This is a genomic window from Streptomyces sp. NPDC048516, assembly GCF_043199875.1.
Classification (GTDB): Bacteria; Actinomycetota; Actinomycetes; order Streptomycetales; family Streptomycetaceae; genus Streptomyces.
On sequence record NZ_JBICWS010000012.1, the window covers coordinates 235,235 to 247,905 of the forward strand.

At 73.3% G+C, this 12,671-nt stretch carries 12 protein-coding genes; 4 read left to right on the plus strand and 8 right to left on the minus strand.

Features of this window, described 5'->3' with window-relative positions; genetic code table 11:
* Positions 1-143: 143 nt before the first annotated feature.
* From ACGFR7_RS24235 to ACGFR7_RS24245, 3 genes are all read right to left on the minus strand, one after another.
* Positions 144-2,201, minus strand: a complete 2,058-nt coding sequence (locus tag ACGFR7_RS24235; protein WP_393322879.1) for a phosphocholine-specific phospholipase C — start codon at positions 2,199-2,201, stop codon at positions 144-146.
* Between the two features lie 872 nt (positions 2,202-3,073).
* On the minus strand, positions 3,074-3,643 hold the full coding sequence (locus ACGFR7_RS24240; RefSeq protein ID WP_393322881.1) for an ATP-binding protein: 570 nt from the start codon (positions 3,641-3,643) through the stop codon (positions 3,074-3,076).
* A 218-nt stretch (positions 3,644-3,861) separates the two neighbouring features.
* The gene (locus tag ACGFR7_RS24245) at positions 3,862-4,275 is read right to left on the minus strand and encodes a hypothetical protein (RefSeq protein WP_393322884.1); all 414 of its coding nucleotides are present in this window, start codon (positions 4,273-4,275) and stop codon (positions 3,862-3,864) included.
* Between the two features lie 326 nt (positions 4,276-4,601).
* Here ACGFR7_RS24245 and ACGFR7_RS24250 point away from each other — a divergent pair, with 326 nt between their 5' ends.
* Positions 4,602-5,879 (plus strand): serine hydrolase domain-containing protein, encoded by a 1,278-nt coding sequence (locus tag ACGFR7_RS24250; protein ID WP_393322887.1) that lies wholly within the window; start codon positions 4,602-4,604, stop codon positions 5,877-5,879.
* Here ACGFR7_RS24250 and ACGFR7_RS24255 read toward each other — a convergent pair.
* Entirely contained in the window at positions 5,809-6,348 is a 540-nt protein-coding gene (locus ACGFR7_RS24255; protein WP_393322890.1) for a MarR family winged helix-turn-helix transcriptional regulator, read from the minus strand. The two genes, ACGFR7_RS24250 and ACGFR7_RS24255, sit on opposite strands and share 71 nt — an antisense overlap.
* Before the next feature lie 164 nt (positions 6,349-6,512).
* Here ACGFR7_RS24255 and ACGFR7_RS24260 point away from each other — a divergent pair, with 164 nt between their 5' ends.
* Positions 6,513-6,770 (plus strand): hypothetical protein, encoded by a 258-nt coding sequence (locus ACGFR7_RS24260; RefSeq protein ID WP_393322893.1) that lies wholly within the window; start codon positions 6,513-6,515, stop codon positions 6,768-6,770.
* Positions 6,771-6,797: 27 nt separating this feature from the next.
* Here ACGFR7_RS24260 and ACGFR7_RS24265 read toward each other — a convergent pair whose 3' ends face one another.
* The gene (locus ACGFR7_RS24265) at positions 6,798-8,285 is read right to left on the minus strand and encodes a hypothetical protein (RefSeq protein ID WP_393322896.1); all 1,488 of its coding nucleotides are present in this window, start codon (positions 8,283-8,285) and stop codon (positions 6,798-6,800) included.
* A 249-nt stretch (positions 8,286-8,534) separates the two neighbouring features.
* Here ACGFR7_RS24265 and ACGFR7_RS24270 point away from each other — a divergent pair, with 249 nt between their 5' ends.
* Positions 8,535-9,857, plus strand: a complete 1,323-nt coding sequence (locus tag ACGFR7_RS24270) for a molybdopterin-dependent oxidoreductase (protein WP_393322899.1) — start codon at positions 8,535-8,537, stop codon at positions 9,855-9,857.
* Between the two features lie 128 nt (positions 9,858-9,985).
* Positions 9,986-10,510: a hypothetical protein gene (locus ACGFR7_RS24275; RefSeq protein ID WP_393322902.1), complete on the plus strand. Its 525-nt coding sequence runs from the start codon at positions 9,986-9,988 to the stop codon at positions 10,508-10,510.
* Here the strand turns inward: ACGFR7_RS24275 and ACGFR7_RS24280 are convergent.
* The 3 genes from ACGFR7_RS24280 to ACGFR7_RS24290 are packed head-to-tail and all read right to left on the minus strand — an operon-like array spanning position 10,441 to position 12,571.
* Positions 10,441-11,190: a methyltransferase domain-containing protein gene (locus tag ACGFR7_RS24280; protein ID WP_393322905.1), complete on the minus strand. Its 750-nt coding sequence runs from the start codon at positions 11,188-11,190 to the stop codon at positions 10,441-10,443. The genes ACGFR7_RS24275 and ACGFR7_RS24280 overlap by 70 nt on opposite strands.
* Positions 11,187-11,855, minus strand: coding sequence for a DUF2064 domain-containing protein (locus ACGFR7_RS24285; RefSeq protein ID WP_393322908.1), 669 nt, complete (start codon positions 11,853-11,855; stop codon positions 11,187-11,189). The genes ACGFR7_RS24280 and ACGFR7_RS24285 overlap by 4 nt, the downstream gene beginning before the upstream one ends.
* Positions 11,852-12,571: a glycosyltransferase family 2 protein gene (locus ACGFR7_RS24290; RefSeq protein WP_393322911.1), complete on the minus strand. Its 720-nt coding sequence runs from the start codon at positions 12,569-12,571 to the stop codon at positions 11,852-11,854. Before ACGFR7_RS24290 ends, ACGFR7_RS24285 begins: the two co-directional genes overlap by 4 nt.
* Between the last annotated feature and the right edge of the window lie 100 nt (positions 12,572-12,671).

Here is a 12,671-nt window from a genome sequence, read left to right on the forward strand (position 1 = left end):
GGGGGCCCCCCCCCCCCGCGCGGGGGGGGGGGGGGGCCCGCCCCCCCCCCCCCCCCCCCCCCGCCCGCGGCGGGGGGGGGGGGGGGGGGGGCCCCCCGCCCCCCCCCCCCCCCCCCCCCGTCCGCTCGCTGTCCTCCGCCCGCTCAGCCGGTGATGATCGCCGGGTCGCTCACGCCCGGCTCACCGTTCTCCACATGACCGGCGAACCGGCGCAGGAAGGTGCCGTCGGTGTCGGCGGTGACCGACAGGTCGTACCAGCGCTTGCCGGCACGCAGGTCGACCGGCTTGTTGACGGTGGCACCCGCGCGAACGGGATACGTCTCGCTCGCCCCGCCGTAGGCGTGGGTGACGGTGAGGTGGCAGTCGGTGCTGCCGTGGTTGGTGAGGGTGAGTACGACGCGTCCGGCGGTCGCGTCGTGGCGGGCGGTCACCTCGGGGCCGGCCTTCTTGCCGTCGCCCTTGAAGGAGCGCAGGAAGCCGTTCGGGCCGTACACCGAGAGGTCGTAGGTGTCCTTGGAGTAGGACGTGTTCCAGGTGTCGGAGATCTGCTTGCCGGCCTCCGTGGTGTACGTCCAGGGGCCGTCGGTGCGGTTGCCCGCGGTGACGGTGAAGCAGGCGCCGGCCTTGTCGCCGCTGCCGAAGGTGAGGGTGTAGCGCCCGGTGGAGGGGGCGGCGGCCCCGTCGACGAGCGGCGCGTACGGCAGCGGACGGGACGGCCGGGAGCCCGGCTCCTGCTTGGGCAGGACGGGGTTGGCCGGCGGCTTCGGCACATAGCTGTCGTGCCGCTCGTTGTCCGGCGGCTGGAAGCCGTCGGTGGCCGGGAGCGCGGCCGGCTTGGTGTTCTCCAGGCCGAAGTCGAAGGCGGAGGTCAGGTCGCCGCAGATGGCGCGCCGCCACGGCGAGATGTTCGGCTCGTGCACACCGAAGCGGCGCTCCAGGAACCGGATGATCGAGGTGTGGTCGAAGACCTCGGAGCAGACGTAACCGCCGGTGCTCCAGGGGGAGACGACGAGCATCGGGACGCGCTGGCCGAGGCCGTAGGGACCCGCGGCGTAGGTGGCGTTGCCGTCGAAGCTGTCGAGCTTGCTGTCGACGGTCGACTTGCCCTGGTCGGCGGAGGCCGGCGGGAAGGGCGGGAGGACGTGGTCGAAGTAGCCGTCGTTCTCGTCGTACGTGATGAGCAGGGCGGTCTTGCTCCACACCTCGGGGTTGGAGGTGAGTGCGTCCAGCACCTGCGAGACGTACCAGGCACCGTAGTTGGCAGGCCAGTTGGGGTGCTCGGAGAAGGCCTCGGGGGCGGCGATCCAGGAGACCTGGGGGAGCTTGCCGGCCTTCACATCGGCCTTGAGGTGGTCGAAGTAGCCGTCGCCCTGCTTGGCGTTGGTACCGGTGCGGGCCTTGTCGTAGAGGGGGTCGCCGGGCTTGGCGTTGCGGTACTGGTTGAAGAAGAGCAGCGAGTTGTCGCCGTAGGTGCCGCGGTAGGCGTCCTCGATCCAGCCCCACTTGCCGTCGGCGTCCAGGCCGTCACCGATGTCCTGGTAGACCTTCCAGGAGACCCCGGCCTTCTCCAGCCGCTCCGGGTACGTGGTCCAGTCGTACCCTGCCTCCTCGTTGCCCAGGACCGGGCCGCCGCCCGAGCCGTCGTTGCCGACATGACCCGAGAACATGTAGTAGCGGTTGGGGTCGGTGGCCCCGATGATCGAGCAGTGGTACGAGTCGCAGATGGTGAACGCATCGGCGAGCGCGTAGTGGAACGGGATGTCCTTGCGGGTCAGATAGGCCATCGTCCCGGTGCCCTTGGCCGGGATCCAGCTGTCGTACTTGCCGTCGTTCCAGGCCTTGTGACCGCCCGCCCAGTCGTGGTTGAGGCCCTCGATGAACTGCATACCGAGGTTCTCGGCGTCCGGGTGGTAGGGCAGGACGTCCTTGGAGCCGTCCGGCTGGTGCCAGACGGATTTCCCGTTGTCGAGGAGGAGCGGGCGCGGGTCGCCGAAGCCGCGTACACCTTTCATCGAGCCGAAGTAGTGGTCGAAGGAACGATTCTCCTGCATCAGGACGACGACATGCTCGATGTCCTTGATGGATCCGGAGCGCCGCGTGGCGGGAATGGCCGCCGCACGGGCAATGCTGCTCGACAGGGCCGAGACGCCCGCGGTGGCGCCGGCTATCTGGAGGAAACGGCGCCGATTCAGTTCAGCCATGGCTTTGGGGACCTCATGTCGTGTGTGTGGGGGGCTTTCGCGATATGGGGGTCGATGCTGTGCGGTGGTACCGGGAGCTGTGAGGAAACCGGGTCAGCAGAGTGTTCCAAGAGGAACGGCGCCCGGGGAAGGGGGGGTGTCCCAGGTGTGACACATCGCCGTACGCGCGACGAACTCCCTGGTCGTGCGGGACGGTCCGGCATCCCGGGGGATTTGGGCACGGCGGCGCGGGTGGGCGGGGCGGTGGCCGGGGCCCGGACGCGAGAGGAGGGCGGGCGCGGCCGCACGTCGGCCGGGCGGCTTCCCGGCAGGGCAACGCGCGGCGGGGCAGGACCTGGAGCTGGGGGCGCAGGGCATGGAGCCGCGGGGAGGCGGGCAATGCGGCGGCACGGCCGTACGACGACACGGCTCGGCAGGCAGGCAGACAGACAGCAGGAGCAGGACGGGCAACACGAGACCACGACGGCACGACGGCACGACGGCACGACGGCGCGACGGCACGACGGCACGACGGCGGTGAACTCCTCAACTGCCGTGTCGGCAGGAGTGCGGGGCGGTGCGTCCGAGCAGAACCGCGCCCGCGCGGCAGCCGTGCTTCCCGCGCAGCAGCCGTGTCCGAGCAGCGCCGTATCCGCGTAACGCCGCCGCCCGAGCGACGGTGTCTCCCGGGCGGCGGCGGCAACGGCTCCCGGGCGGCGGCGTGGCGCGCGCCCGCGGGAGGCCCGGCGACGGTTGGCGGCCGGTCCGCGAGGGCGTGGCAGAGGCCGGTGCCAGCGCCTCGTCAGCGCCTCGTCAGCGCCTCGTCAGCGCCTCGTCAAAGCGCCTCATCGGCCAGCCAGTGGCAGGCCGGTCGAGGTGGAACCAGAGGCGCGTCAGACGACCAATACCCCGGACGACGACGCCGGGGCGGCCTCGGCGGCGGCCGCGGCGGCGACCTCGGGTGCGGCCTCGGGTACGGGCTCGACGAGCGGCTCGACCGGTACGGCCGGAGGCACCGCCGGCTGGCCCTTCGCGTCGGGCACACTGCGCAGCGGAGTGCGGCTGGTCAGCCGGGACTTGCGGGTCGCCTCGACCCGGCGGGTGAACCAGATGACCTTGCCGTCCGGGGTGCCACAGGTGCCCCAACTGTCACTGAGCGCCGCCACCGTGGCGAGCCCGCCGCCGGCCGCGGAGCGCAGCTTCGGCAGCCGCGGGCCCTCGTCGGCGACGGACGCGGTGAGGTGACGGCCGCTCCAGCGGAGTTCGACGACGCACCGGGCGTCCGGGCCGATATGGCGATGGACATTGGTCAGGAGTTCCGCCACTCCCCGGCATACGGGCGGGATATGCAGTTCGAGATCCCAGTACCGCAGGTGCGCGGCAAGGATCCGCCGGATCTGCGGCACACGCTCCGCCGAAGCATGCAGTTCGACCGTGTAGTGCCGGTCGCCGGGAAGTGTCATGTCGTGGCTCCTCACCGCGAGGCTCACGCCCTTCACCTCGTTGGACCAACGAACCCCGAAACACGAAGAGTGAGCATTTATCACGTATGGGTCATTTGTCATGGTGACCCCGCGGGGCGGGTTCCGCAACAGATCACGGGCCGCCGGAGCCCCCCGGGCACGGCTCCGCCCGGCCGGTCGCCAGCCGGGCCAGGGCCCCGCCCGGGGCGAGCGGGAGGTCACGCGATCGGCCGTACCGGCCCTCCCGTCTCACGGGTCTCCAGCCGGAGCTCGACTTCCTTCTCCTGGTCACCGGCGGCCGTGCCGAGGATGTGCACCGCGAACGCGGACTCCAGGCCCCTGCACAGCTCGTCGACGGCCCAGTAGCCGCCCTGGAGGCTGACCAGGACGGGGGCGCTCAGCCGGCGGGGCTCGGCCGCGGACTTGCGGTCGCTCACGTCGAAGGTCGAGGTCCACACGGTCGAGCCCGCCCCGGCGACCTCCTCGGGTACGTCGTCCGCGGCCCGGTCGGAGGTGAAGGAGGTGCGCAGTGCGCTGAAGACGGCATGCGCGTCCTGCGTCGCGCAGCTCTCCAGTTCCACCACCACCTCGGCCGATACATGCTGCGTGCCTGCCGGTTTCGCGCTGTTCACTGTGGGACCTTCCTCTGCGGCCGTCCTCCGGGAGCCGAACGCTTCCAGGCTCGCCCCACGCACCGGTGTGTGCGACCGGAGGCCCGCAAAAGGGCGGGAGAGGGACGGGCGCCACCACACGGCCCGGCACCGGCCGTACGGCGGGGGCAGGAGGGCGGAATCCGGACACGCGCCGCTGAGCCGTCCGGACCCACATGGTTGCCACGGGCATCGGCCCGGGCGGATCATCCGGTAGACGCCACACGCCCGTACGGACGCATGCGCGTACGGACGTACGGGATGGACGTAGGGGATGACCGCACTCGGACGACGCGAGGAGAGCCACCGTGGGACCAGCCACCGTCGACGGCCACTGCGCACCGGGCTTCACCGGCGTACGGGAAGCGTTCGAGCGAAACTTCCGCGAGCACGGCGATGTCGGCGCGGCGGTCACGGTGACCGTGGAGGGCGAGGCGGTGGTCGACCTGTGGGGCGGCCATGCGGACGCCGCCGGGACCCGTGCCTGGGAGCACGACACCCTCGTGAATGTCTACTCGACGTCCAAGGGGATGACCGCACTGTGCGCTCATCTCCTTGTGGACCGGGGCGAGTTGGACCTCGACGCGCCGGTGGTCCGGTACTGGCCGGAGTTCGGGCAGGCCGGCAAGCAGGACATCCCCGTCCGCTGGCTGCTCAGTCACCGCGCCGGTCTGATCGCGCCCCGTGCACCGCTCCCCGAGGGGTGCGCCTACGACTGGGACCGGGTGTGCGCCGCCCTGGCGGCGACCCCGCCGTGGTGGGAGCCGGGCACCGCGCAGGGCTACCACGCGGTGACCTTCGGATACCTGGTGGGCGAGGTCGTACGGCGGATCACCGGGCAGTCCCTCGGCGCGTTCCTGCGCAGTGAGATCACCGGGCCACTGGGCGCGGGCGTGTTCATCGGTACCCCCGCAGAGGAGCACGCCCGCTGTGCGGACATGGTCGGGCGGCTGGACGAGGCACGGATCGCCGCGCAGTTTCCCGGCGTACCGAAGCCGCCGTTCCATGCGCTCGCCGACCATCCGCTCGCCGTCGTGATGCTGGCGCTGATGTCCATCCCCACCGGCGACGTCAACAGCGCCGCCTACCGGTCGGCGGAGATCCCGGCGGGCAATGCCCATGCCAGTGCCCATGGGCTGGCGACCGTGTACGGGGCGCTGGCGGGCGGCACGCTCGTCGGGCCCGGCACCCTGGAAGCGATGCGGCGGTCGCAGAGTCTGCCGGGCGAACGTGATCTGACGATCGACGCGCTCGCCCCTGCGGGCCACGAACACCGCTGGGGACTCGGCTACATGCTCAACCACCGGGGCCAGGCGGGTCCCAACCCCCGGGCGTTCGGGCACGGTGGCGCGGGCGGCTCGTACGCCTTCGCGGATCCGGAGAACCGGCTGTCCTTCGCGTACACCATGAACAAGTACGGCGGTGGCACGACCGGCGACGACCCGCGCAACCGCGGCCTGGTCCAGGCGGTGTACCAGGCCTTGGCACAGACCCGGCGGCCCGGCGCCGGCCGCCTCAGGGAGCGGCCGCTTCGGGCGGCGGCGCCGGTCGCGGCGCCACCGGAGGCTCGCCCGCCGCATCGGTGAGGGCCCGCAACGAGTCGATGAGGCCGGCGCGCTGGGCGGCCGGCAGCCGGGCGACGATTTCGGCGATCTCCGGGTGCCGGCCGGCCAGCACCCGCGCGACGAGGCAGCGGCCCTCCTCCGTCAGACTCAGGACGACCTCGCGGCGGTTGGCGGGGTTGGTCTGCCGGGTGAGACTGCCGGCCGCCTCCAGCCGGTCGGCCATCCGCATCGCGGTGGACGGGTTGACGCCCAGCGCCCCGGCCAGGGCGGCGAGTTTGACCGGGCCCCGGCCGTCCAGCACCACCAGGGCCCGCAGCTGGGGCAGGGTGAGGGAGGGCGCTATGCGCCCGAGCGAGCGGGCGGAGATCCCCACCAGCAGCCGGGAGGCGGTCAGCACCGCGGCGATGACCTCCTCGACGTCGTGATCGAGATCGCCGCCGGGCGCGGTGGCCCCGGCCTGCCGCGGTGCGCGCTGCGCGTCGTGCCCCATGGCGCCTTTATACCCGCCCTGGGCATCGTGCCTGGTGGCGGGCCCTGCCAAAGGTCATCGGGAACCCGGAAATCCGGCCCCGCGAACCCCGTTGCAGAGCGCGATAATGGGAAGTGCGGCATGCATGCGGCCCGGCGCGGGCGCGACGGGCCCGAGAGGGCGTGATGACCATGGAACGGGACACCGAGACGGTTCACGAGGCCTATTCCTTCGTCTGTCTGCACTGCGGACACGGCTGGGAGGAGGAGTACGAGATCCGGCACACCACGGATCTGGCCGGCCAACGACGCGCCGACTACTTCGCCCGGGGTGCCCGGGTCCGCTCCCCGCTGACCCTGACCGACTGCCCGTCGTGCAATCTCGGCCCGATCCGCATCCTGCGCCCCGGCCGGGTCAACTCGACCCGCCCCTACCTCGCCTGACCTTTCCCCATCCTTCCTGATGTGCCGTCACCACCCGGTGTACAAAAGGTGGTTGATCAGCAGCGCCAGTACCGCCTGCGCGGTCAGCCAGGGGCGATGCCGGGCCGTGGGCAGCAGTGCGCAGGCGGCCGGCAGCCAGACGGCGAACGGCAGCCAGATGCGTTCGGTCTCCGCCTTGCTCATCCCTGAGAGGTCGGCCGTCAGCACGGCGAGCAGCACGGCCGCCACGAGGACGGCCAGCCGGGCGGACGGCGCGCGCAGTGGTCCGGCGGACGGGCCGAGACCCCGCAGGGCGGTGGGGGCCACGGTGAGGGTACGGCGCAGAGCTGCCACCGTCGCCGGGCCGATGATCAAGACGGTGCAGGCGAGATTGCCCCATACCCAGTAGGCGTACGGGCGGACCGCGGCGGCGCCCTGGTAGTAGCGCTCGACCAGCAGCTCGTACCCCTCCCACCAGCGGAATCCGGCGAGGGTGAACACGGCCGCGACGGCCAGCACCCCGGCCGCCAGGAAGGGCAGCGGCCGTGCGGTGCGGGTGAGCAGCAGGATCGCCGCGGCGATCAGTGCGATCAGGGTGAGGCCGTAGGAGAGATAGCAGGTCAGGCCGAGGAGGAGCCCGGAGGCGAGGGCGGCGGCGGCCGGGACGGGGGCAGCGGCGGCCGGGACGGGGGCACCTCCCGGCGGTCGCCGGCGGCGAGTGGGGTGGGTGGCGGCGAGGGCGAGGAGCGCCAGGGACCAGGCGGCGACGGCCGCGAAGTAGCCGTCCGCCGAGGTGCCCACCCAGACGGCGGCCGGGGTCAGCACGAGGAACGGCGCGGCCCGGCGGGCGGTCGGCTCGTCGGTGAGGGCGCGCAGCGCGATGAGGACCGCGGCCACGGCGGAGGTGCCGGCCGTGATGCACCAGATGCCGGCCCAGCCGCCACCGCCCAGGCCGATGCGGTCCAGGCCGACGAAGGTGAGGACGGCGGCAGGTGGATGCCCGGCGACATGGGCGGGCCAGTGGTCCGGCGCGTTGTTGAGGATGTGGTGGGTGAAGTCGCGCAGCGCCGGCCCCGGATCGTCGAAGCGGCGGATGACGGTCAGGTATTCGTAGGCGGTGGTGAGCCGGCCGGCGATACCGGTGCGCCAGCCGTCTATCAGCGCCAGCGCCCCCGTCCAGGCCAGGGCGGCGGCCCAGCCCGTCAGGACGAGGCGGCGCCAGGACAACCGGGCCGCGAGGGACGGCCCGTGGACGATCACCACGACGGCGACCACCAGCGCGGCGGGGGTGCCGGGGCCCAGGTGCGGGAACCACGAGGCGTACAGCGGCGGCCAGTTGACATGCAGACTGCCGTTGGCGCGCTCGATGGCGGTACCGACCAGCGCGGCCACCGCGACGAGGAGGGCGGCACCCGCGACGGCCGCCAGATCGCGGCGGCGCGCGGCGCGTTGTGCGGCGGGGCCTTCGGGGGCCGGGCGGTCGGACGGACGGGAGACCGGCTGCGAGGCCGGACGGGGGGTCGCACGGGAGGTCACAGCGGCACGCTAGGCGCCGTGCGGCGGCAACGGCCGTGCGGCGGCAACGGCGTCATCGTTCCGTCAGATTTCGCCCGGCCCCGGTCGGCGAAGGGCGCTCCTGTCCCGCGGCGTCAGAGTTTCGTCATGCGTCACGGCCCGTTCGGCGCCCCCATCGCGGCATACCGTCGAAGCCACGCCCCTCCGGCCCCGAGCGCCGGACAGGCCAGGCGGCGGACCTCGCCGCGCCAATCGCCAAGGACACACACCATGAGTGCCCCTCCCCCGCGCCCTTTCTCCGTCCCTCCCGCTTCTTCCCCACCCCCTCCCTCTTCCCCTCCCTCTTCCCCTCCCTCTTCCCCTTCCCCGGCATCGGCGTCCGTCTGGCGCAGTCCGCTGCGCGGTCCGCGGCTGACCGCGCTGCTCGGCGTGGTCCTGCTGGCCGGGATCACGCTGCTGTTCGTGACCGGTCTGCTGTCGTACGCGGCGTACAACCCGGATCTGGGCGGCGGCGTCAACGACAAGACGCCCGGCAAGGGCCTGCTGGGCTTCTACCTCTTCAGCTGGCCGACCGGCCCCTCCTGGCTCTACCGGCTCACCCAGGGGTTGCACGTCACCGTCGGGATCGCGCTGGTGCCCGTCCTGCTGGCGAAGTTGTGGTCGGTGATCCCCAAGCTCTTCACCCTGCCGCCGGCCCGGTCCCTCGGCCATGCGCTGGAACGGCTCTCCCTGCTGTTGCTGGTCGGCGGGGCGCTCTTCGAGTTCGTCACCGGCATCCTCAACATCCAGCTGGAGTACGTCTTCCCCGGGTCGTTCTATCCGCTGCACTTCTACGGCGCGTGGGTGTTCATGGGGGCGTTCGGCGTCCATGTGGTGCTGCGACTGCCGCGGACCGTACGGGCGTTGCGCGAGCGCACCGACCCGGATCCGGCGGCCGATGACACCGGGCTGGTGGCGGCCCGCCCGGACCGGCCGACGGTGACCCGGCGGGGAGCGCTGGGACTGGTCGGCGCCGGTTCGCTGCTGCTGTTCACGACGACCGCCGGGCAGAGCGTCGGCGGATGGTGGCGGCGGACGGCCCTGCTGGCACCGCACGGGGGCCGGGACCCGGGCAGCGGCCCGAACGGCTTCCAGATCAACAAGACCGCCGCGGCCGTAGGCGTCAGAGCCCAGGAGACGGGCGACGACTGGCGGTTGACGATCGAGGGCGGCGGACGGCGGGTGCGGCTCGGCCGCGCCGAGCTGCTGGCCCTGCCCCAGCACACGGCGGCGCTGCCGATCGCCTGTGTCGAGGGATGGTCGACGGGCGAGCAGCAGTGGAGCGGGGTGCGGTTGCGGGACCTCGCCGCACTGGTGGGGCTCGGTGAACGGCCTTCCGGCGTGCTGGTGGAGTCGCTTCAGCTGCACGGCGCGTTCCGCCGGGCCGCACTGCGCGACAACCAGGTGCGCGATCCGTCATCGCTGCTCGCGCTGCGGGTGGGTGGCGCCGAGCTGTCCGCCGACCACGGCTATCCGGCGCGGATCATCGTCCCGGCGGCTCCCGGGGTGCTCCAGACCAAATGGGTGGCACGGCTGACGTTCGGAGAGTGGTGAGGGTGCAGGTGCAGGTGCACAGGAGGCTGCAGGCTGTGCGGGAACGAGCGCGGCGGACCCGGCAACGGGCCTTGCCGGAAGGGCCGGTGGGGACCAGGCAACCGGCCGTGCGGGATGGGGCGGGGCGGATGCTCGGGGCCCTGCGCCTCTCCCGCCGCTACGGCGAGGGGCCGCTGCATCTGCTGCTGATACTCGCCTCGTTCGCCCTCACCGGCTACGCGGGGGTGCGACTGCTGGCCGGCGGGCAGTGGCCACTGGTGCTCGTCTGGTTCGCCGGGGCGGCGCTGCTGCACGATCTGGTGCTGCTGCCGTTGTATGCGCTCGCCGACCGCGTGGTCGTCCGCTGGACGGCACGGAGCGGGCCGCACCGGGCCCGGACCGCGTATGTCCGGGTGCCCGCCGCGTTGTCAGGATTGCTGCTGCTGGTGTGGTTCCCGCTGATCGCCGGCTCGGCGGGCAGCGGCTCGGCCGCGCGCTACGAGGCCACGACGCGGCTGCCCGGCGGGGTGTTCCTGGCCCACTGGCTGCTGGTCACCGCCGGGCTGTGCGCGCTGTCCGCCCTGTGGCTGCTGGGCCGTACGGTTCAGCGGCGGCTGCGCGGGGCGCCCCGGCGGCGCAGCGAGACGAAGCAGCGTTCGGTGTCCGGTGTCTGACCGGCCCGGTCCGTGACGGTCCACTGCTCGACGGGGGTCCAGCCGGCGGCGTCCGCGTAGCGCAGCAGCGCGGGGGCGCCGACCCGGGCCCAGGGGAACGGCTCGCCCGGCACGGGCCGCTCCCCCGCGCCCGGGTGGTCTCCCCGCTCCACCCGGACCTCCACCTGTTCGTCGAGGTCCACGGCGGTGGTCTCCACTATCAGCAGACCGTGCCGGCCGACCAGTTCCGCAGTGCGGGTGAGCAGGGCGTACGGGTCGCCGCCGATGCCGATGTTGCCGTCGAGGAGCAGGGCGGTGCCCCAGCTCCCCTCCTCCGGCAGGGAGTCGAAGACGGAGCGGTGCAGTGCGGAGCCGCCGGCCGCCGCGGTGCGGGCCACCGCGGCCGCACTGACGTCGATGCCGAGCGCCCGCCGGCCCTGGGCGGCGAGTGCGGCGACCAGCCGGCCGGGACCGCAGCCGATGTCGAGGACGGCGCCCTCGCAGCGGCGCAGCGCCGACAGGTCGGCGGCGTCCGCCCCTGCGCACCAGCGCTCGACCTCCAGCGGCAGCAGCCAGCCGTCGCTGCGCCGCAGAAAGAGCGGGCCACGGCCGCGGCGCAGCGCATCGGCGTACGGGTCCGCACCCCAGGTGACGGTGTCGCACCGGTCGGTTTGTGCCGTGGGCGGCATGGCGGTGCTCATCGGCCGGTGACCGGGGTCAGGCGGGCGAGGGTGGCGGCGAACCGTCCGGCGGGGGCCGCGGCCGCGACCCGCTCCGCATCGTCGGCGGTGTCGACGTCCCGCAAGGGCGCCAGGTCCCGCACCCGGAGGCCGGCGGCGGTCAGCCGCGCGCGCTGGGCGGCGCCGGTGCGGCTGGTGGACATGGGGATGCCGCGCAGCAGCCGGGGGTCGGGCACGGCCAGGCCGAGTGCCCAGAACCCGCCGTCCTCGGCCGCGCCGAACCAGGCGTCGCAGTCGTCCCAGGCATCGAAGGCCAGTGCAGGGGCGAGGTGTTGCGGGGTGACCTGCGGGGTGTCCATGCCGATGAGCAGGGTCGGGCCCGTGCTGCCGGCGAAGGCCGCGGCCAGCCGCTCGTCGAGACCGCCGGCCCCCTGCTGCCGGACGTCGAAGCCGTCCGGCAGCCAGTCCCCCGGGCGGCCGTCGAGGACGACCACCCGCCGCCGGGCAGGTATGGCGCGCACGGCCTGGAGGGTGTCGTACAGCGCGGCCTCGGCCAACTCGGCGGCCTCGTCGGGGGTGAAGGGCGGGGTGAGGCGGGTCTTGACCCGGCCGGGCACCGGTTCCTTGGCGATGACCAGGAGCGTCGTCGGCCCGGGCCGCTCCGGACGGTGGGCGGGTGCGGTCATCGGGCGGTCTCCTCGGTACAGGGCGGGAACGGTGGCTGGTGCAGGACGGTGCGCATATCGCGCACCGCGTGCCAGGTGCCGCGCCAGGTGCCGGTGACCTTGGAACGGCCGGTGCGCGGCCGGTAGGGCACCTCGCGCTCGTCGACCCGCCAGCCCGCGTCGGCGGCCCGGACGACCATCTGCAGGGGGTAGCCGCTGCGGCGGTCGGTGAGGCCGAGGCCGAGCAGTTCGGTACGCCGGGCGGCGCGCAGCGGGCCGAGGTCGTGCAGCCGCAGTCCGGTACGGCGGCGCAGCATATGGGCGAGGGCGAGATTGCCGAGCCGGGCGTGCGGCGGCCAGGCGCCGCGTCCCTGGGGGCGGCGGCGGCCCAGCACCAGATCGCTCTCGCCGTCGCGGACGGCGCGGACGAACGGGGTGAGCAGCGCGGGGTCGAGGGAGGCGTCGCAGTCGCAGAAGCAGACGATATCGGCGTCGGCGGCCAGCAGTCCGGCATGGCAGGCGGCGCCGAAGCCGCGGCGCGGTTCGTGCACCACGGTGGCGCCCAGACCGCGGGCGATATCGGCGGAGCCGTCGGTGGAGCCGTTGTCCACGACGATCGCCCGCCAGCCGGCCGGGATCCGTGCCAGCACCCAGGGCAGCGCGGCCGCCTCGTCTAGACAGGGCAGGACGACGTCCACGGAGGTGGTTCGGGGGGTGGGAGGAGGGGAGTGGGTCACGCCTTCACCTATGTATAGAAGCGGACGAGGGGTGGGTGTGGAGGTTCTTCCTGTGGCACGCGGGTGCCGCCCGGGCGGCGAGACGGCGGAGTGGCGGGGC

Excerpts from the sequence above, each read along its gene's own strand:
- ACGFR7_RS24235 (WP_393322879.1), bottom strand. The coding sequence starts at position 2,201 with ATGGCTGAACTGAATCGGCGCCGTTTCCTCCAGATAGCCGGCGCCACC.
- ACGFR7_RS24255 (WP_393322890.1), bottom strand. The coding sequence starts at position 6,348 with ATGGGGCACGACGCGCAGCGCGCACCGCGGCAGGCCGGGGCCACCGCG.
- ACGFR7_RS24285 (WP_393322908.1), bottom strand. The coding sequence starts at position 11,855 with ATGACCGCACCCGCCCACCGTCCGGAGCGGCCCGGGCCGACGACGCTC.
- ACGFR7_RS24275 (WP_393322902.1), top strand. The coding sequence starts at position 9,986 with ATGCTCGGGGCCCTGCGCCTCTCCCGCCGCTACGGCGAGGGGCCGCTG.
- ACGFR7_RS24270 (WP_393322899.1), top strand. The coding sequence starts at position 8,535 with ATGAGTGCCCCTCCCCCGCGCCCTTTCTCCGTCCCTCCCGCTTCTTCC.
- ACGFR7_RS24240 (WP_393322881.1), bottom strand. The coding sequence starts at position 3,643 with ATGACACTTCCCGGCGACCGGCACTACACGGTCGAACTGCATGCTTCG.
- ACGFR7_RS24260 (WP_393322893.1), top strand. The coding sequence starts at position 6,513 with ATGACCATGGAACGGGACACCGAGACGGTTCACGAGGCCTATTCCTTC.
- ACGFR7_RS24280 (WP_393322905.1), bottom strand. The coding sequence starts at position 11,190 with ATGAGCACCGCCATGCCGCCCACGGCACAAACCGACCGGTGCGACACC.